This is a genomic window from Arcobacter arenosus, assembly GCF_005771535.1.
GTDB lineage: Bacteria > Campylobacterota > Campylobacteria > Campylobacterales > Arcobacteraceae > Halarcobacter > Halarcobacter arenosus.
In genome coordinates, this window is record NZ_VANU01000004.1 from 297,157 (window position 1) to 316,571 (window position 19,415).

Sequence of the window (19,415 nt, forward strand, 5' to 3'; positions counted from 1 at the left end):
TTAACTCTCATATATTTCAAAATGCTTTTCAACTACTTTATTTATATCAAATTCTTGTTCTGCAAGTTCTCTACCGGCTTTTCCCATACTATTTCTGAGCTCATTATCTTGTATAAGTCTTTCAATACTCTCAGCTAGAGATTTTGGATCTTTTACTTTAGATAAAAGTCCAGTCCTTTCAACTTCTATAGCATCTCTACAACCAGGAACATCAGTAGTTACAACCGCCCTTCCACAAGCTGCTGCTTCAATAAGCACTTTTGGTAATCCTTCACGATAAGATGGCAGAACTATTATATTTGAATCTGAAAATATTTTTGATATATACTTATTAAAACCATATATTTCTACTATCTTATCTTTCTTTATCTTATCAACTTCTTCATTAGTTAAACTTGCTGGATTATAAATATCTGTATCACCATAAAGCCCAAATTCTACCATTGGAAACTTTTGTTTTATCATTTTAGCAGCCTCAATATACTCAAAAACTCCTTTGTCTTTTAAAAGTCTACAGGCCATTGTTACTTTTACATTTTCACAATTTTCTTTAAAATATTTATATTCTTTTAAATTTACACCTGAACCTCTAATTAAAGTAGTAGGAGCTTTTGTTATAGAATTAACTAATGATTTATCATCAGGATTTTGAACAATTATATGAGTGTTATTCCCACTAAAAACAATTCTATAGATTGTCTTAATTATACTTCTTACAAAAGAAGCTTTTACACCCTCTTTAATAAATAAAAAACCAAGTCCAGAAATTGAAAAAACTTTTTTATCAATATTTAAAAATTTTGTGCATAAACCACCATAAAGTACTGGCTTAATAGTTACAAAATGTACTATGTCGGGTGAAATTTCTTTTAAAGTATTATAAATTCCAAAAAAAGTTTTAATTTCTCCTTTCAAACCTACACTACTTCTTGACAAATTAAGAGGGTGTACTTTTAAACCGATATCTTCTAAATAGTCCTTTTTATCAGTTAAAGCACAAGATAAATGAACTTCATATCCTTTTTCTATGGCTTTTAAAGCTAATGGTAATCTATGAGATACAAAAAACCAATCTACATTCACAACAAATAATATTTTTTTCATATTAATTCTCTATAGATTTTTTCATGATCATTAACTATTTTATCAATAGAATAAGTTTTACTAATTACATTAAATAAACTCTGACTTTTTTCTTTTGCCCTATCGTAATTTGTTATAACCTCAATCATATTTTGTTGAAACTGTTCTAAATTAGATAAATACGCATTTTCATTGTCAAGAAGAGAGGGAATACTTCCAACAGGAGTTGAAATTATAGGTAAATTAGAAGCTCCTGCTTCAAGTATTACAATAGGTAATCCTTCCCAAATAGAAGGCATTAATAAGCAATGTGATTTATTTAAAAGATTAGGTATATCATTTCGAAGACCAAGAAGTTTTATATAATTCTCTAATTTGTATTTTTCAATTAGTTTTTCTAACTCTTCTTTTAAATAACCATGACCTACTATTTGTATTTCAAAATCAAATTTATCTTTTAAATCATTTGCAAGTTCCAATAAAAACTTGTGATTTTTAACAGGTTCAAGTCTACCAATTGCTATAAAAGTAAACTTTTTATTTTTTTCTAACGCTAATACATATTTATTTATTTTTATACCATTAGGTATGATTTTATAATTCTTTTTATAAAAAAACTTTAATATGTTTTTTGAAAACACAATATCTATATCTCTAGTAAATTTTATACTCCAAACAATAAACTCTCTTATTTTAGATCCGATATTAAAACTATGAGAAGTAAAAACGATTTTTAACGAAGGATTTAAAATTTTTAAAATCGAAGAAACAATTACAGAATGTGTCATATGTGCATGAATTATTTGTATATTTTTCTCTTTTATAAATTTATTTATAATATTAACTATAGAAAATATATTAAATAATGAATTTGATTTTCCTAATATTGTAGTATTAATACCATTGGAAGTAAATTCAGATAGAAGCTCATCTTTTTTTGAAAGAGATACTACATAAGTATTAAAATCTTTTTTTGAAGTGTATTTTGCCAAATCTAATACTACTTTTTCAGCTCCACCCATTCCTAAACCTGTAATTAAATGCATAATATTAATTTTTTTCATTTATTAATCTTTCCATCTTATAATTAATATAATTTGCAACATTTTCCCATTTATAATTTTGTGCCAACTTTAAGTTAGTTTTTGACATTTTTTTCCGTAATACTTCATTTGTTTTTAATAATTCAATTTTTTCAATATATTTATTTTTATCAAAATCTTTTATAATAAATCCATTTTTGTTGTCTTTAACAATATTTCCAAGGCCTCCTGCATTTGAGCTTATTATAGGCAATCCACAAGCCATAGCTTCAAGTGCAGAGGTAGGTGTACCTTCTGCAAAAGAAGTAAGTAAAAAACAGTCACTTTTTTGATAATTACTTCTAACCTCTTGTGGAGTTTGGAAGCCTAACAACTTTACATTCAATATATTTTCACTTTTTATTTTATTAATTAATTGACTTTTTTGTGTTCCATCACCTACTATAATAAACTTATATTCTTTTAATTTCTTTGCTATTTCCAAAATTAATTCAATATTCTTTTTTGGAAATAAGTTTGCTACGGTGATGACTGTAAAAACTTCATTTTTAACTTCTAAATAATTCTCAAAAAATATCTCATTAATTCCGCTGGGTTGTACTATTATTTCTCTTTTACTTAAATACTCTAATACTTTTGCAGTATCATAACCTGTTGAAAATACCAAATCAATATATTTAACTAATTTTGGTAAAAGTTTTTGATGCATATAACTAGAAGACAGTTGGTCATGTATTGAAAATACAATAATCTTTGCATTAGTAAGTTTTTTTAAAATTTTAGAGAAGAATGCTGAGCTCCAATCTCCATGGATATGAACAACATCATATTTTTCTTTTTTTAAAATTAAATTTAATATTATTATAAAATAAAATATAAATATACCTACAAACTGTGGTCTAAATTTATGAAGTCTTATGTTACAAATTTTCTTATCATGTGAAGAGATTTTTTCCCCCTCATTATAAAATACAGTTACATGATTTCCTTTTTGTATTTGTAATTTACTCAAATTATATATGTGTTTTTCCATACCACCTTTTAATGGAGGTAACTTCGTATAGATTCTAAGTATTTTCATATTTCATACTTTTTAATTCATTTCTATAAAGTTCAAAAACCTTATTCCATTCATACTTACTTATGATATCTTGGTAACCTTGTAAAGCAAGCCTCTCTCTTAAGTTGATATTATTAATCAAAGTTTCAATAGCTTCTACTAATTCATCTACTTTATTGGGATTAATTACAATTGCATTTGTATTATTTAAAATTCCAGGAATTGCTGCAATATTTGTAGCTATTATTGGAAGTTTCATAGCCATTGCTTCAAGTATAGTTCTTGGCATAGCTTCACCAAAGTATGGTTTAGATGGTTGAATATAAATATCAGACTCTTCTAATAAAACTTTTAGCTCACTCTGTTCTATCCATTTTATCAACTTAATATTTTCATAACCTTTTGATAAATCAACATATTTATCATATAAATTACCACCTCCAATTAGATACAGTTCAATGTAATGACGATAGCTTAATTTTTTTATCGCTTCTATTGCTATATCATAACCTTTTTGTTGAACAAATCTTCCTATACTAATAATCCTAATAGGACTATGTAATTCATATGATCTTTTTTGACTTTTAAATAATTCTAGATTTACTCTATTAGGTACAACTTTTATATTTTCACTAATTCCATACCTATTTAACATATCGTTCATAGCAATACTTAATGATCTAATTTTCGTAGCATTATTAAATGTAACTTTTGTAATTTTTGAAAATATTTTATGAACTAAAGTTTTTTCTTGCATATATTTAAAATATATATCTCCGTGTATCTCCACAAACAAGGGGATTTTAAAAATTTTACTAGCAATTACCCCCATAAATCCACCCACAATAGGACACTGGGCTAAAAGGTGAGTGATCTTATATTTTTTGATTATCCAAAACATCCAAAAAGATGTAATAAAAAATATTTTAGATTTTTTTGTAATTCTTGGTAGTAAATGTAAATGTATATTTCCTTCATTAGAATAACTATAACTATTTGTCTTGTTTCTTGCTAATACATGATATTCATCAAAACCTTTAGCCAGTTCTTTCCAAATATTTTTTGTATGATGATGTTTGCCATTAAGTGGTTGATATATATTGGCACTTATGTGTAAAAGCTTATCCACCTATATGTTCCTTTTCCAAATATTTATATAATTTTTTGCTACTTTTTCTACAGTATAATTATTTGCTTTATTACGCGCATTTAAACTTAGTTTTTTTCTTAATTCTTCATATTCAAGTAATCTAATTATTGCTTCTTTTAAATCTTTAACCTTAGGATCAACTAAAATACCATCCTCTTCGTTATCTATAATTTTTTTTGTGCATATAAGATTTGTTGTAACAACAGCTAAACCACTTGCCATAGCCTCAATATAAACCCTTCCAAAACCTTGATATCTTGCTGGGACACTAAAAATATCTGAAGATTTAAAGTAATTTGGTAATTCACTTGAAGGTACTTGTCCTAAATATTTTATTTGATTTGGATACTTTAATGTATTAATCTTTTTATCTAAATAACTTTCAAAATCACCTGAACCACCTATAAATACATTTATCTTTACACGTTCATTTATTAGTTCAGTTACTGCATCTATAAAAATATCTGCACCTTTTCTTGAAGAAAGTCTTGATGCATAAATTATAATTGGATAATTATTTCTGAAAACATCTCTATACGATTTTGTTTGGGTTGAAAACCTTTCTATATTTACTGAATTTGGTGTAATCTCATATTTTTCTTTCCAATCAAGCCCATAAGGTATACATTGTTCTTCAGCAACCCAAGGGCAACAGCTTATCATCTTTGTAGCCCTTTTATGAATATATCCCGTTGTTAAGTAATCAATGATTTTTTTTGATATTGGATTACTTTCTTGTTGAACTCTACCATCTCCACAAAGCCAATGAAAAAAAGGTTTCTTATAAACCCAAGATATTGTAGCTGCTGTAATACCTAAAAACGATAATATATGGGAGTAAACTAAATCAATATTATTATTTTTTATTATTAATTTACCAACTTTATACATATCTTTTACAAGTAAAAACTTTTTTATACCCTTATATTTTTTGACAGGATAAACTTTAATATTAGGATGATTATCTTCGCTACTATAAAAATCTTCACGACAAACTATATGTAATTTATGCCCTTGCTTCGCGATTTCAATAAACATTTCAGTAAGTGGTGCATATAAATTACTTTGTTGCAAACCATAACCATTTGAAAAAACTAATACATTCAAAATATAAATTCCTTTATTTTTTTATTAAAATATTTTACTCTATTATTATGTCAGGATATATGATTAAGATATAACTAAATTTAAAATAATAAATTGAACTTTTGATATATCAATCATTTATATTCTCTCTCCAATTTTTTTTGCTGGGACTCCTGCATAAATGAAGTTTTGTTCACAGTTCTTTGTAACTATACTTCCATAAGCTATTGCAGAATTATCATGAATATTAACACCACCCATTACAGCAACTCTACTATACAACATAACATTATTACCAATATGTATCTCTTGAAAACACTCTTTTGATTTATTAACTAAAATATTTTTATCACTAATGTTATGATAATGTGAAAATATATCATTCTCTCTTCCTATGTGAGTATCTCTTCCTATAGTTACTTTTCCACTTCCATCTATTTTTGTATAAGATAAAATCTGAGTATCTTCACCCACAGCAATAGTTCCACCAAGAATACAAAATTCTTTTATAACTACTCCTTTAGATAATATTAGATTAGAGTTTCTACTAATCTTTACACCTCTATAAATCTTTACTCCATTTGATATTTCCATATTAGGAAGTAATTTCAAAACTTTTGCTCTTAATTTAGTGATATTTCTAAACCAAACACGTATCATATAAAAGTCTGGTAAATTTGATAAAATTACATATATTAGATATATAAATTTATTTTTCATATTTTCTCCATAAAGTTTTTAATATTTTCCGCTCTTTTATCCCAAGTATAACTTTGAACATCCATAAAAGCTTGATTAACTATATCATTACAATCATTCTCTAATACCCAATTTATTTTGTCACCTAGATCTTTTGAATTATCAGGTTCACACAATATAGCATTTTTTTTATCTTTCAATACTTCAACAATAGATGGTAATCTAGTAGCAATAATTGGTCTTTTACTTCCCATATATTCAAACATTTTTAAAGGAGACATATAATAAGCATAATGAGTGGTAAAAGGGAAAGGCATGAGAAGAATAGTTGAAGCAGAAATGTATTTAAATAATTCTGTAACAGGTTGTCTATCAATAAATATAAGTTTATCTTCTTGTATATTAAAACTTTTTGCTAACTTATAATAACTAGATACATTATCCATAGGGCCTCCTAAAAAAATAGCTTTCACGTCATCTTTTAAAAACTGCAAACTTTCTATTATTTGAGGTATTCCTTTTTCTTCACCTAATGTATTAAATTTACCTACATAAATAATGTATTTATAATTCTTATCAAACCCTAATAACTCTAAAGCTTCATCTTTTTCTATTGATTTAAAAGTTTCAAGGTTTACACCATCATGTGCAACTAGATTATTCTTTATACCTTTTTCTTCATTCATTTTTTTCAAATGCCCATTAAGTACTATAATACCATCAGCTTTTTTTAAATTTAGTATCAAATGGTCTGAAAATTTATGCGCTTCATAATATATTTTATTTTTTATAAGGCCTATTTTTTTTCCAAAAATAAGTGTTTTTAATACCATCCAATCTCTTGTAAATACAGTATAATTTTGTCCATATAGTTTTAGTTTCAACAACACACTTATAGCAAATGTTACAGCACTAAGATTAGACCATATAAATTGATTGAGATTATGAATCCACCAATAATTGATAGTAAATAGTTTATTTATTTCAAAATTTTTTTTTATCCCATAAAAACTATATGGATCATCTTCATAATTTTTCATCTCTTTAGTATTTATACCATTTGGCACCCACATTTGTACTTCATCATACAATTTTGAAAAGCTATTACACATTTGCATTGATTGATATGTATTTGCCTTTTCAGAGGGGACTCTTGTATTAGTTATATAAATAATCTTAGTTTTCACACTAATCCTTTTTTGTTAAATAGTATTTTTTATTCAATTTATTATCAAGTTTTGTTATTTTTAACTCACTATAAAAATAAGCAATAACAAAAAAATACCAACCTAGTAAACCTGAACCAATATAGAAAAATGTATTAAATAATGAGCTAAAATATAAAATACTTATATAACTAGCTATAGTCTTGTTAAATTTATAACATCTCAAAAAATAAATCAATATCCCAATATATGTAATAAATCCAAAAAGACCATATGCAAGAGTAATTGCTAAAAATTCATTATGTACTCTAAATCTTGAAGCACTTGAACCAATATTTATTTCGTTTTTAGAATAAGTATCCTCAATCATATTTTGGTAATTATTACCATAGCCAAATAAAAGTTTTTCAATACTTTCATTATAAATAATACTTATTGTATTTTCAGCCATTAAAATCCTCTGCATATTAGAAGATGAAGAAAATATACCATACTGTTTCAATTGATTAATTTTATATTGTAACTGGTTAGAGAATGCATACGCAACAATCATTGATAGAACAATACCAAATAACATATAAATATAATTCTTTTTTAATCTGAATTTTATTAAGAAATACAAAAATAGTGGAAGGATAACCGCTTTTATACCTAAAAATAATATAACAAATATAAAAAATAATATTAAAGCATAATTCTTTCTATTTTCAAATAAATATATAATTGACAATACTATAACTACACTAGTAAAATGATGATTAAAATATATCTGATCAATATCAAATATTGAAAATATAGACAATACCAGAGTACTAAATATTATAATATTATAAGGAATATATTTTATATAAATTATTATATTTATAGTTCCTAATGTAATTATAAATAATTCAAAAAATCTAAATAAAAAGTTAAGTTGGAACTGTATTATTAATGTTATTAAAAGCAATATAAAAAATAGAAATACAAATTTAAATGAATTTTTACTACTTAAAATAAAAGGAAAAAATAAAATAGTATATAGATCTACAAACCTTAAAAAACTGAAATATTTTAATGGCAAATGTGTATCCATTAATTGTAAAACAGCAATAAAAATCCAGCTATACAAAATAACTTTACAATATTTTATTTTTGAAATTTTAAAATCATACTCTTGTAAACGATTAAAAAAAATTTTATTATAAATATTTAAATTTTTATCTATTATTTTTTTCATATGAATTTCTTTGGTAGATACTTTTTATATTTATACAGCCCTAACTCACTGAATATAAATTTATCATCGTCAGTTATATTAAGTGTGAAATAAAATAATATAATAAATATTAAGAAAGATAAAATTGAAGCAAATATATAGTTAGTTATAAAATGTCCTACTAATAAAGCTATTGTAATTGAAAATATTGATTTAATTAAAAATAAGAATGGAAAATTAATATTCAAATATTTATTTTGTATATATATTAATGAAGATCCACTATATATTAACTGGTTGAAGAACAATCCAATCAATATTGCGTATATACCTAAAAAATCAATTAGAAACCAAAAACTTATTTGCAATGAAATAATTGCAAAAATACTTGAGTAAAGTGTTATTTTATAATGTTCATTTATTTGAGTTAGCCAATTTGCAACACTCAGAATAGAGGCAAATATCATATTAATGAAAAATAAGTTAAACAAATTATTTTCAACTTTTATAGAATATAAAATATTAATAATAGGATCAGACAAATAAAATATAATTACAAATATGATAAAAAATATAAAAATATAATATTTCAGCACAATATTGTATATTTGATTCATTTTATACTCATTTTTATCTTTAAAAGCATTAGAGAATAACACCCCAGTGACTTTACTAATTGGTATTCCAACAATATTAGCAATAACTGTTATTATTTTTAAAATAATAGCTATATACGATAACTCAGTAAGTAAATTATATTGATTCATTACAATTGCTATAAAAGAAATACTTGAAAAATAAGTAAAGAATCGAACAAGTGTAATAGTTAAAAAATGTTTAATATATTTTTTAGCTAAATTTCCACTTAAAATAGATACATTTATCAGATTTAATTTCCTTATGAATTTTAATGATCCAACAAACAATATTAATGATGATAAAAAATTTATTATTATTATTACTGATAAAATAGTACTGGTATTATAAGAACCATCAAATGAAGCATAAATAAGCCACAATGGTACAAAAAGAGAATTAATAAAAGATGATATCAATGTAGTTTTATTTTCAAGCTCTGCACTTAAAATAGATGAAAAAATATTTGAAAGTATTACTGACGAAATAATTAAAAATATCCCCCATTCGGGAAGAACTCCTATAAATGAAGTACCAAATATACTTTTAAAAGAACTAGGAAATAATAATAAAAGTATTATTAATACAATAATAAGAAATAATTGTAAAAAAAAACTTGTAATAAGCACTGATTTTCGGATTAATTCATTATCATTTTCTATCCACATTTTAATAATAGTTTGTGAAAAGCCTAAATTTGTCACTAAACTTATAGTACCACTTAATGCAGATAATATAACTATATTGGCATAAAGCTCCGTCCCTAAATTTCTTATAACAAAAACTGATGATAAAAGTCCTAGTATCATTAAAATAGGCTGAAAAACTATATTTAGTTTTATAAACTTTTTTGTTTTATTTTTTAAACTCATTTAAATTAATTACTTTTTAGCTATAACAATCAAACCGTTACCTATAATTGGTAAAGCAGGAATATTAATATATCTTTTTTTTAATAAAGGTTTAGTTCCAGTATATGTTTTAATTTGCTGAAAACTGTATTTTTTTAAATCGAATTGTAAATTAAAAATATCATAATATTTTATATGAGTTTCATCGAGATCTGCATACCACTTTTTACCGAAAAGAGGAGATATTACTCTCATTATATCAAGTCTATTAGGTGTTTTAAAGAGTATAATTCCCTTAGGCTTTAAAACTCTATAAGATTCACTTAAGTAATTTTCTAAAGATTGTAAATGTTCAATAACTTCATGAGATACTAATAGATCAATACTATTGTCTTCAAAAGGAAATTTCTCATTTTCCAAATTACATTTTAAAAAAGTGATATTTTTATATTTATTTTTTGCTTCTGTTAAAGGAATCTCAAATGCATCTAAACCCACGACATTCGAATTAGGATACTGTTTTTTTAAGAAGGCACATAAAGTCCCAGAACCACATCCTAAATCAGCTATTTCAGATGGGTTTATATCATCTTGAATATATGATAAAAATTTTGTATATTTTGATTCCATTGAAGATACAGTTTGTTCATTGATATCCAAATAATATTTCTCATTATAGGCATTTTTCATAAATTAACACTCCCATCAAAAATATTTACTTAAGTAAACTTCACTATTTATGTCAAATTCTTTACAAGTTTTTATCATATTATTTTTCATTGCATTTTTTTCTTTATTATTGAAAGATAATGCTTTTTCAACTTTTACAACAGCTTCCTCTATATTCTCATTTTCAAAAAGTAAACTATTTTTTTCATTTATTAAGAATTCATTTAGTGCCGGAACATCTGAGGCTACTATAAGTGAATCATTATACCCAGCTTCAATTGCAGGTAATCCAAAGCCTTCATATCTTGATGGCATAAGGTATATATCACATTTTTTATATAGATAGTTTCTTTCTTCATTTGACAATTTATGCAAAATTTTTATTTTTTCACTTAGTCCATTTATATTTATATCTTTATTTATAGATTGTATTAAACCTTTATTATTTGACCCACTTGCAAGAATAAAAATAGTATCACTTCTTTTTTGACAAATACTTTTTGCTACTTCCAAAAATATATCATAACCTTTTCTTTTTTTTAGCTGGCAAATTAAAAATATAACTTTTTTATTGTTTAAGGAAGAGTATTTATTTTTAATCTCTTGAGAAGTCTTTTCATTTATTAAAAAATCAAAATTCAAATAATGTCTTATAATTTTTATTCTATTTAAATCCATACCTATTAGTTTTGCATATTGTACATTATGCTTTGAATAAAATAAAATTTTATCAGCATTATACCATTTCCAATGTCTAAGATAATTTTGAATTTTATCAATAAATTTTCCGTTATGACTTTTAAATGTCTTATAATCATATATTATATTTTTGCTCTTAATTTTATTAGACAAAGGCCTATCTCTATCATCAGTAATATATTCATCATGCAATATTCCTGCTTCTGATAAAATCACTTTAATCCGAAATAACTTTGCTAATAAAACTAGACAATGAGTTCCTGAACGAAAATGGTTTACAAATAAAATATTTGGTCTTAATAATAATAGTAGAACTAATGACATTATTAATGATAGTATAACAGATATTAATCTCGTTCCATCAAATAGATAAGGCAATCTATAAATTGGAATATCATAATATTTTGAAAATATTTTATAATTTTTATTATAAGAAGTTGCAAAAATAATATCAAACTTATTTTCCATTGAAAGTTTACGCCCTAAAGTAAATTCAGGAAATAAATTATAACGTGGTTCAAAACCATTTGGAGTTACTATTAACAATTTTTTCAAATTTCATACTCCATAAATGATTTTGGCAATGGTCCATTATCTAAAATATATCTATATAAGTCACCATATATTTTACCCCATTTATTTATATCAAAATGAAGGGAAACTCTTTTTTGTGATTCCATACCAAACTCTTCTCTTAAATTTTTATTTTGTATTATTAATTCTAATTTATCTGCTAACTCTTCTGCATTTGAATTAACTATTAAACCATTCTTTCCATCTTCTACATACTTTTCGCTATCTATTTCGTTAGAAATTATAGGAGACAATCCACTTGCCATTGCTTCAAGTGTTGACAATGAGGGGACTATAAGTTCAGATATATTCACAGTAATATCACTTTGTGAATACAATTTATTCATCATATTTCCATCTACTCTATAATCTATCCATTCTATATATTTTTCCAATTGTTTCTCGTTTATATAACTATTTACTTTTTCTCCTAAGGTAGATTCTAACCTTTTTGATCCAACAATTATAACTTTAAATGTCAAGTTTTTATTTTTAAGAATATTTATAGCTTCAAAAAATACCATAGGTCTTTTGTCAGGAATTAATCTATGATTATAAAATATTGTAGGAACAACAATATTTTCTTTTTTTATTGAAAAAAATCTTTCAAAATTTATTGCATTATAAAGTAAATAATTTTCTTTTCCAACATATTTAGAAACTTCAACTAAAGTTTTATCATTGCAAATATGAAAAATTGAGTTCTGTAAAACTTTAATAACTCGCTCACTAAATTTTTTAGTTACATTTTTATTTTTATCTAAAATATATCTTTCTTTACCATATAAATTTACTAAATAATTTTTTCTAAAAATTTTACTTACTAAATAAACGATATAACTTTCTTTTGACTGAGCCATTTTTGTATCTATTAAATCATATTGATTAAATAAAAGATGTAATATAAACTTAATAATGTAACTTTTATAACTTTTAATATTTTTTCTATTTAATAATATAAAATTATCTAATTGATTCAAAGGATGATTGGATAATTCTTCATAATTCACATTCATTGGAAATATTGAAATAGTTATATCAGAATTATTTATTAAAATTGCATATATTTGATCTAATAATTGATTTTCCAAAACATTTAAACTCCAAAATACTTTCATAATAACAACTCCTTGAAAAACTCTTTTAATCCACTCTCATTAATATTTGGATATAAGGGAAAAGAGTATGTATAGTTTATAAGTGTTTGTGTATTTGGTAAAGATTCTTTAAAATATTGAGATGCAAACAGCGATAAATCTTCAAATATAGTATCCCCTAGAGCTATCTTATGTTTTCTACAAAGATTTTCAAAAAAATCTTTTTTTTCTCTATCTATTTTTATAATAAACCTGTAGTTTGAGGAAATTTTCTTTTCATTTACTTGATTTAAAACCTCTAACCACTTTATACTGCTAAATATATCAAAATATTTATTTGCTAACATCTTTCTCTCATCTAAAAATGATTTTAATTTTTCAAATTGAACTAGACCTACAGCTGCATTTATATTTTGCAGTTTATAATTAAATCTTAATTTATAGTCTCGTTTACCACCATAGTATCTCAAATCTTTTAATAGTTTTGCCAATTTTTCATCATCTGTAAGAATCATACCACCATCTATACTTGTAAACATTTTTGTCGCATAAAATGAAAATATCGATGCATATCCAAATGAGCCAACTTTTTTACTGTTATACATAGCACCAATAGATTGAGCACAATCTTCTATTATAGGAATATTTAATTTTATAAGTTCATCTATATCTGATGGTAATCCAAACATATGAGGAGCGATTATTGCCTTTGTATTATCTGTAATAATTTTTTTTGCATACTCAACAGATATATTAAAATTGTTTTCATTTATATCAGCAATTACTGGAGTAGCTCCTGTGTATTCAATAGCATGCATAACACCAGGACAAACTGAAGCAGGAAGTATAACTTCATCTCCTTTTTTAATATCCATACTGTAAAGTAAGAGATGAATAGCGGTTGTTCCACTTGATGTAGATACTGCATATTTTTTACCTACATAGTTAGCAACTTTTTTTTCAAACTCTTCTATCTCTTTACCAACAGCTATATTACCACTTTTGTAAACTTCTATAATCTTTTCTAATTCAATATTATCTAAAAAAGGTTTTGAGTGTGGAATCATTAATATACACTCCTATAGAGATTGTTATTTTTAATTTTTTTAGCAGGGACTCCAACATAAACACTATTTTCTTCCACATTTTCTAAAATTATACTTCCTGCACCGATTACACTGTTTTTTCCAATTTTAATTCCATCAATTATTTTTGCACCGATACCAATATAGACATTATCTTCAATTGTTACACTTCCTGCAATATTTACACCCGGTGCAATATTTACATTATTACCAATCTTTGAATCATGTTCGATAGTAGAATTTGAAAAAATAACATTTCCATATCCTAATCTTACATTCACTCCTATTTGTACAAAAGGTAAGATAATATTTCCAAAACCAATTTCTGTATTAGAGGAAAAATTTACATTAGGTGATATGGCATTTAATGATAATAAATTTTTATTCTTTAAATCTTTTAATATTTTTTCTCTAAGCAACATATTTGATAAAGAACCAATAGCAAGAAATGATGGAAAATTACCAATATTAGATAATTCTCCTAAATAATAATTTGTGTCGTGTAATCTATCATCGTAAAACCCCTGATATAATTCTTTTCCTAAAATATCTATGATAATATCGTGCAAGCCGCCTTTCCCTAGAATCGCATAATTGTCCATTATAGTTTCACCCTAATTACTTCAAAAGCTTCTGCATATTTTTCTTTAATTTGTACACCTCTTACTTTAGCTAAAGACCAAATAAAATCTTCATCTACATAGTTTTTACATTTTTGACTTTTATAAAAATCAAGTGCCTTTATCTTATTTTCTATATCTTCTTTTTCTACTTTAATGTGGCAATTTGATTTAAACTCTGTGTTATTCCAAGGCATCTCATATCCTAATATAGTACTACTTTTAAATACTCTTTCACATTCAATAGCAATAGTAGAGTGATCTTGATGTAAATCATTTTTTGAATGGCAAAACACCATATCTGGAGAAAAAGATTTATTTAATTCAAACATAATATCAAATATTTTATCCCTTACTTTCCATAGTTCTGTAGCTCTAAATCTGTATATATTTATATTTTCTTCTTTCACACCAAGTGATTTTGCTGCATTCGTCGCTTCACTAAAAAGTATATCCATTGGAAACTCTTTTGGTACCCACTCTTCACATATAGAAAAAGCTATATATTTAACTTCTGCACCTTCTTTTATATATCTAGAAAGTGTAGCACCACATCCAAGTTCTATATCATCTGTATGTGGTGCAAATACTATAATCTTCATTTAAACCTCAAATCTTTTTTTAATAATTTTACAAGGGTTCCCATATGCAATTACATTTTCTGGTATGTCTTTAGTCACAACACTTCCTGCACCAATAACTGAATTATTTCCAATATTAACTCCTGGCATTACTAATGTCCCTCCACCTATCCAACAGTTATTACCTATAACAACTTTCTGAGGAATACCTTTATATAATTCTTCTCCAAACTTTGTATAATCATGAGTAATAGAATAAATTTGTACATTAGGTCCCAATAATGTATTTTCACCAATTTCTATACCACCCCAACCAATCAAAATTGCATTTACATTTATTCCAATATTCTCTCCCAATATAATTTTTTTATGTGCTTCTATTGTAATAGGCTTTTTAATTTTATATTTTGTAGGTAAATTCATTTGATTTATATTATAACTATGTAATAAATTTAGACATCTATTAACAAGATAATAAAATATTTTTTGCATTATTTTTCCCTTCATTACAAAGTAAATCAATAATGGATAAATCTTTTTGAAAATCTATCCCAGACTGTTTGTAAAAGGGATGTTCAAAACTAAAATATTTAATTTTTATACCCTCTTTATTAAATTCTCTTTCATCCATATATCTCATAGAACCTGGGCCATCTCCTGTTAAATATATTGTTGCATTCAATTGTTTATTTATATCTATAATTTTATTAACAGTATTATCATAAGTTTTATTTTTTAAAATTTCTGAGGACCTAAAAAACTGTATATTTTTAAATTCTAAATAATTCAAAATTTCTTTAGTAATAAAAATATTAACTTCACATATTGTTTCAAACTTTTCTGTTTGTTCAAGTAAATTTACAATCCAATTTCTAGTTGGTGTATTTTTATAATAATTATTTATAATAGATTTGTGCTGTTTTATATATTCATTAGATGCTTTATTTATATCACAAATAAGATTACTTTTATTATTTTTTGACTTTGTGATAGTAAGCCATTTTAATTCATTTTCATACTTAATTTTTGCTCTATGTACAACTGATTTTCCTTGTGGCATTTGAACATCATCAAAAAATACATATTTATCACTTTCAATTATTTTTTTTATCTGTGCAAAAGATAGAAAATAATGTGGTTGATGTATTGATATAATCATTAATTTTTCCTTTCATTAATAAAAAAGCTATTAATACTTACTAAACTCCAAAGAAGTAATCTATTATTTTGCTTATGATTTAAATGCTCATCAAACTTATTTTTAAAATAATCCATATTAAATATTTTTTCAAGATCACTATTTCCTAAAATATTTTCTATGTATTCTTTTCTACTATCTCTCATCCATGACTCATCGGGAGCAGAAAAACCTTGTTTTTTTAATTCAACTACTTCTTTTGGGAGTAATTTACTTAATGCTTTTCTTAATATATTTTTTCCATCATGTGATTGAATATAATATTTTTTAGATTTTGCTGTTTCATTTTCATCAAGCCTTATAACATTACTTAAATTTTTAATCTTATATTTTGCAGGAATTTTTTGTGCAAGTTCTACTAAATCATTATCCATAAAGGGTACTCTTGACTCTACACCATGGGACATATTGAGCTTATCATCAAGATAAAATAATCCTTGTAAAAATGTTTTAGCTTCAAAATAAAGTGACTTATTTATATAGTCCTCTTCAGTTTCAAGGTTCCCCTTATAATTTTTAAACACATTTTTAAAAGCTTTAAATGGCCAATCTTTATCCATTTTATCATATATTTCTTTGGTAAAAAGTTTTTCTTTGTCTACATCAGGAACTAGTCTTTGCCAATAATCATAGTAACTTTTTATATAACTATCTTCTCCTAATCCATTATTTGTAGTATGATAATATCTCCATGGATATCCTCCAAAAAGTTCATCACCACCAGCTCCTGAAAATACTACTTTTACATATTTACTTGCAAGTTCAGACACATAATAGTTTGGATATGACATACCAAGGATAGGCTCATCAAGATAGTACATTACATCATCTATACACCATTCCAAATCTTTAGAATTTAAAACAATCTCATGATGTTTTGTATAGAATTTAGCTGAAATTAATTCAGCATATCTTCTCTCATCAAAATCTAGTTCTAATCCAGATACCTCAGAAAGGTCAAATCCACATGTAAAAGTAGAAAGTCTATCAATATTTGAAGCTGCTATTGCAGTAATTGAACCAGAATCAATTCCTCCACTTAAATAACTACCAATAGATACATCAGATACCATTTGTCTTTTTACAGCGTTAGAAAAAGTATCTTTTAATATCTCAATTGTTTCTTCTTCATTGTATTGCCAAGAAGATGAATTAAAATTAAAATCCCAATATTGAGTAATATCAAATAGTTTTTTATTTAAATCAAAAATTAAATAACATCCATGCTCTAGTTTTTTTATATCTTTATAAAAAGTCAAGTCAGAAAAAATATTTTGAAAAGAAAAGTACTCATTTAAAGCATTATACTCTAACTCTTTTTTATATTCAGGATGTTTTAATATAGCTTTAATCTCTGATGAAAATATTAAATTTTCATTTATTATTGCATAATAAAGTGGTTTTACGCCATGTCTATCTCTAGCAAGAATAATTTTTTGTTCTTTTTTATCATATATAGCCAATGCAAACATACCATTTATCTTTAAAAATGCATCTTCTTTAAACTCAATATACAATTTTAAAATTACTTCCGTATCAGAATTAGTAGTAAATGAATAGCCAAGCTTTTTTAAATCATCTCTAAGTTCTTTAAAGTTATAACTCTCACCATTATAAATTAATATATACCTATTTGTTTCATCATAAAAGGGTTGTATACCCCCTTCAATATCGATAATAGAAAGTCTTCTATGTCCAAAAGCAACTTTATCATCAACAAAAAAACCTTCTGAATCTGGTCCCCTATGTGAGATTGAATCTGTCATTAATTTTATAAGTTTTTGTTTATTTTCAAAATGACAATTTGAAAAACCTACTATACCGCACATTTAATTAACTTCTTTATAATATAATTGATTTCTTCATCTGTTAAATAAGGATTCATTGGTAAACTCATAATCTCTTCTGATACTAATTCAGATATTGGGAAGTCACCTTTTTTATATCCTAAATATTCAAAACATTCTTGTAAATGTAAAGGCATTGGATAATGAACTGCTGTTGGTATTCCATTCTCTTTTAGTGAGGACTGTATACTATCTCTATTTTTTACTCTTATAGAATATTGTGCCCATGATGATGTGGCATTTTCATCTACAAATGGTAAAATAAGATTAGATTTATTTTCTAAAGATTTTGTATATTTAGTAGCAACCTCTTGTCTTAAAGCTAAATCTTTTTCATAATATTTTAATTTTACATTTAAAACTGCAGCCTGAATAGTATCAAGTCTTCCACCCATACCAATATATTTATGATGATATCTTTTTGATTGCCCATGAACTCTCATAGACCTCATCTTTTTTGCTAGTTCTTCATTATCAGTAAATACTGCTCCTCCATCACCAAAACATCCAAGTGGTTTTGCAGGGAAAAAAGAGGTAGTTGATATATCTCCTAAAGCAGAATCTGTTATATTATTAAAGGTAGAACCAAAGCTTTGTGCTCCATCAATTATCACTTTTAAATTATGCTTATTTGCAATATTCTGGATTTTATTCATATCCGATGGTTGACCATAAAGAGACACTGGAATAATTGCTTTTGTTTTAGAAGTGATCTTTTCTTCTATTAAATCAGGATTAATATTATAAGTTCTTTCATCAATATCTACAAAAACAGGAGTTGCTCCTAAAAATGCAATTGTTTCAGCTGTTGCTATAAATGTAAATGGAGTGGTAATTATTTCATCACCAGGTTTTATATCAATGGCCATCATAGCAAGAAGTAAAGCATCTGTACCGGAACTACATGAGATTACAAATTTTGCTTTGGTAAACTCTTTAAGAGACTCTTCTAATTCAGTTATTTCTTCTCCCATAATATAATTTGATTTATTCAGTACAGATTGAATGGCTTCATCAATTTCTAATTTATATAATTGATATTGGTCTTGTAGTTTTGCAAAATCTATTTTCATA

The 19,415-nt window shown here is 25.1% G+C and carries 19 protein-coding genes; all 19 read right to left on the reverse strand.

The window, feature by feature from the left end:
- The gene (locus FDK22_RS10695) at positions 1-1,104 is read right to left on the reverse strand and encodes a glycosyltransferase family 4 protein (protein WP_138152950.1); all 1,104 of its coding nucleotides are present in this window, start codon (positions 1,102-1,104) and stop codon (positions 1-3) included.
- The gene (locus FDK22_RS10700; RefSeq protein WP_138152951.1) at positions 1,101-2,147 is read right to left on the reverse strand and encodes a glycosyltransferase; all 1,047 of its coding nucleotides are present in this window, start codon (positions 2,145-2,147) and stop codon (positions 1,101-1,103) included. Before FDK22_RS10700 ends, FDK22_RS10695 begins: the two co-directional genes overlap by 4 nt.
- Positions 2,134-3,207 (reverse strand): glycosyltransferase family 4 protein, encoded by a 1,074-nt coding sequence (locus FDK22_RS10705; protein ID WP_138152952.1) that lies wholly within the window; start codon positions 3,205-3,207, stop codon positions 2,134-2,136. The genes FDK22_RS10700 and FDK22_RS10705 overlap by 14 nt, the downstream gene beginning before the upstream one ends.
- The gene (locus FDK22_RS10710) at positions 3,194-4,315 is read right to left on the reverse strand and encodes a glycosyltransferase family 4 protein (RefSeq protein WP_138152953.1); all 1,122 of its coding nucleotides are present in this window, start codon (positions 4,313-4,315) and stop codon (positions 3,194-3,196) included. The genes FDK22_RS10705 and FDK22_RS10710 overlap by 14 nt, the downstream gene beginning before the upstream one ends.
- Positions 4,316-5,443: a glycosyltransferase family 4 protein gene (locus tag FDK22_RS10715; RefSeq protein ID WP_138152954.1), complete on the reverse strand. Its 1,128-nt coding sequence runs from the start codon at positions 5,441-5,443 to the stop codon at positions 4,316-4,318.
- Positions 5,444-5,560: 117 nt separating this feature from the next.
- Positions 5,561-6,142 carry an acyltransferase gene (locus tag FDK22_RS10720; protein WP_138152955.1) on the reverse strand — a complete coding sequence of 194 codons (582 nt, stop codon included), beginning with the start codon at positions 6,140-6,142 and terminating at the stop codon, positions 5,561-5,563.
- The gene (locus tag FDK22_RS10725) at positions 6,139-7,308 is read right to left on the reverse strand and encodes a glycosyltransferase (RefSeq protein ID WP_138152956.1); all 1,170 of its coding nucleotides are present in this window, start codon (positions 7,306-7,308) and stop codon (positions 6,139-6,141) included. The genes FDK22_RS10720 and FDK22_RS10725 overlap by 4 nt, the downstream gene beginning before the upstream one ends.
- A 1-nt stretch (position 7,309) precedes the next feature.
- Positions 7,310-8,506, reverse strand: a complete 1,197-nt coding sequence (locus FDK22_RS15730; protein WP_138152957.1) for an O-antigen ligase family protein — start codon at positions 8,504-8,506, stop codon at positions 7,310-7,312.
- Positions 8,503-9,993 (reverse strand): polysaccharide biosynthesis protein, encoded by a 1,491-nt coding sequence (locus tag FDK22_RS10735; protein WP_138152958.1) that lies wholly within the window; start codon positions 9,991-9,993, stop codon positions 8,503-8,505. The genes FDK22_RS15730 and FDK22_RS10735 overlap by 4 nt, the downstream gene beginning before the upstream one ends.
- A gap of 9 nt (positions 9,994-10,002) precedes the next feature.
- Positions 10,003-10,662: a class I SAM-dependent methyltransferase gene (locus FDK22_RS10740; protein WP_138152959.1), complete on the reverse strand. Its 660-nt coding sequence runs from the start codon at positions 10,660-10,662 to the stop codon at positions 10,003-10,005.
- Between the two features lie 15 nt (positions 10,663-10,677).
- The gene (locus FDK22_RS10745) at positions 10,678-11,895 is read right to left on the reverse strand and encodes a glycosyltransferase (RefSeq protein ID WP_138152960.1); all 1,218 of its coding nucleotides are present in this window, start codon (positions 11,893-11,895) and stop codon (positions 10,678-10,680) included.
- Positions 11,892-13,031 carry a glycosyltransferase family 4 protein gene (locus tag FDK22_RS10750; RefSeq protein ID WP_138152961.1) on the reverse strand — a complete coding sequence of 380 codons (1,140 nt, stop codon included), beginning with the start codon at positions 13,029-13,031 and terminating at the stop codon, positions 11,892-11,894. Before FDK22_RS10750 ends, FDK22_RS10745 begins: the two co-directional genes overlap by 4 nt.
- On the reverse strand, positions 13,028-14,077 hold the full coding sequence (locus FDK22_RS10755; RefSeq protein ID WP_138152962.1) for a DegT/DnrJ/EryC1/StrS family aminotransferase: 1,050 nt from the start codon (positions 14,075-14,077) through the stop codon (positions 13,028-13,030). Before FDK22_RS10755 ends, FDK22_RS10750 begins: the two co-directional genes overlap by 4 nt.
- Entirely contained in the window at positions 14,077-14,697 is a 621-nt protein-coding gene (locus tag FDK22_RS10760; RefSeq protein ID WP_138152963.1) for a DapH/DapD/GlmU-related protein, read from the reverse strand. Before FDK22_RS10760 ends, FDK22_RS10755 begins: the two co-directional genes overlap by 1 nt.
- On the reverse strand, positions 14,697-15,317 hold the full coding sequence (locus tag FDK22_RS10765) for a PIG-L deacetylase family protein (RefSeq protein WP_138152964.1): 621 nt from the start codon (positions 15,315-15,317) through the stop codon (positions 14,697-14,699). Before FDK22_RS10765 ends, FDK22_RS10760 begins: the two co-directional genes overlap by 1 nt.
- A complete protein-coding gene (locus FDK22_RS10770) occupies positions 15,318-15,788 on the reverse strand; it encodes a DapH/DapD/GlmU-related protein (RefSeq protein WP_212745002.1) in 471 nt (156 codons plus the stop codon).
- A complete protein-coding gene (locus tag FDK22_RS10775; protein WP_138152966.1) occupies positions 15,760-16,455 on the reverse strand; it encodes a WbqC family protein in 696 nt (231 codons plus the stop codon). The genes FDK22_RS10770 and FDK22_RS10775 overlap by 29 nt, the downstream gene beginning before the upstream one ends.
- The gene (asnB, locus tag FDK22_RS10780) at positions 16,455-18,323 is read right to left on the reverse strand and encodes an asparagine synthase (glutamine-hydrolyzing) (RefSeq protein WP_138152967.1); all 1,869 of its coding nucleotides are present in this window, start codon (positions 18,321-18,323) and stop codon (positions 16,455-16,457) included. The genes FDK22_RS10775 and asnB overlap by 1 nt, the downstream gene beginning before the upstream one ends.
- Positions 18,311-19,414 (reverse strand): DegT/DnrJ/EryC1/StrS family aminotransferase, encoded by a 1,104-nt coding sequence (locus tag FDK22_RS10785; protein WP_138152968.1) that lies wholly within the window; start codon positions 19,412-19,414, stop codon positions 18,311-18,313. The genes asnB and FDK22_RS10785 overlap by 13 nt, the downstream gene beginning before the upstream one ends.
- Between the last annotated feature and the right edge of the window lies 1 nt (position 19,415).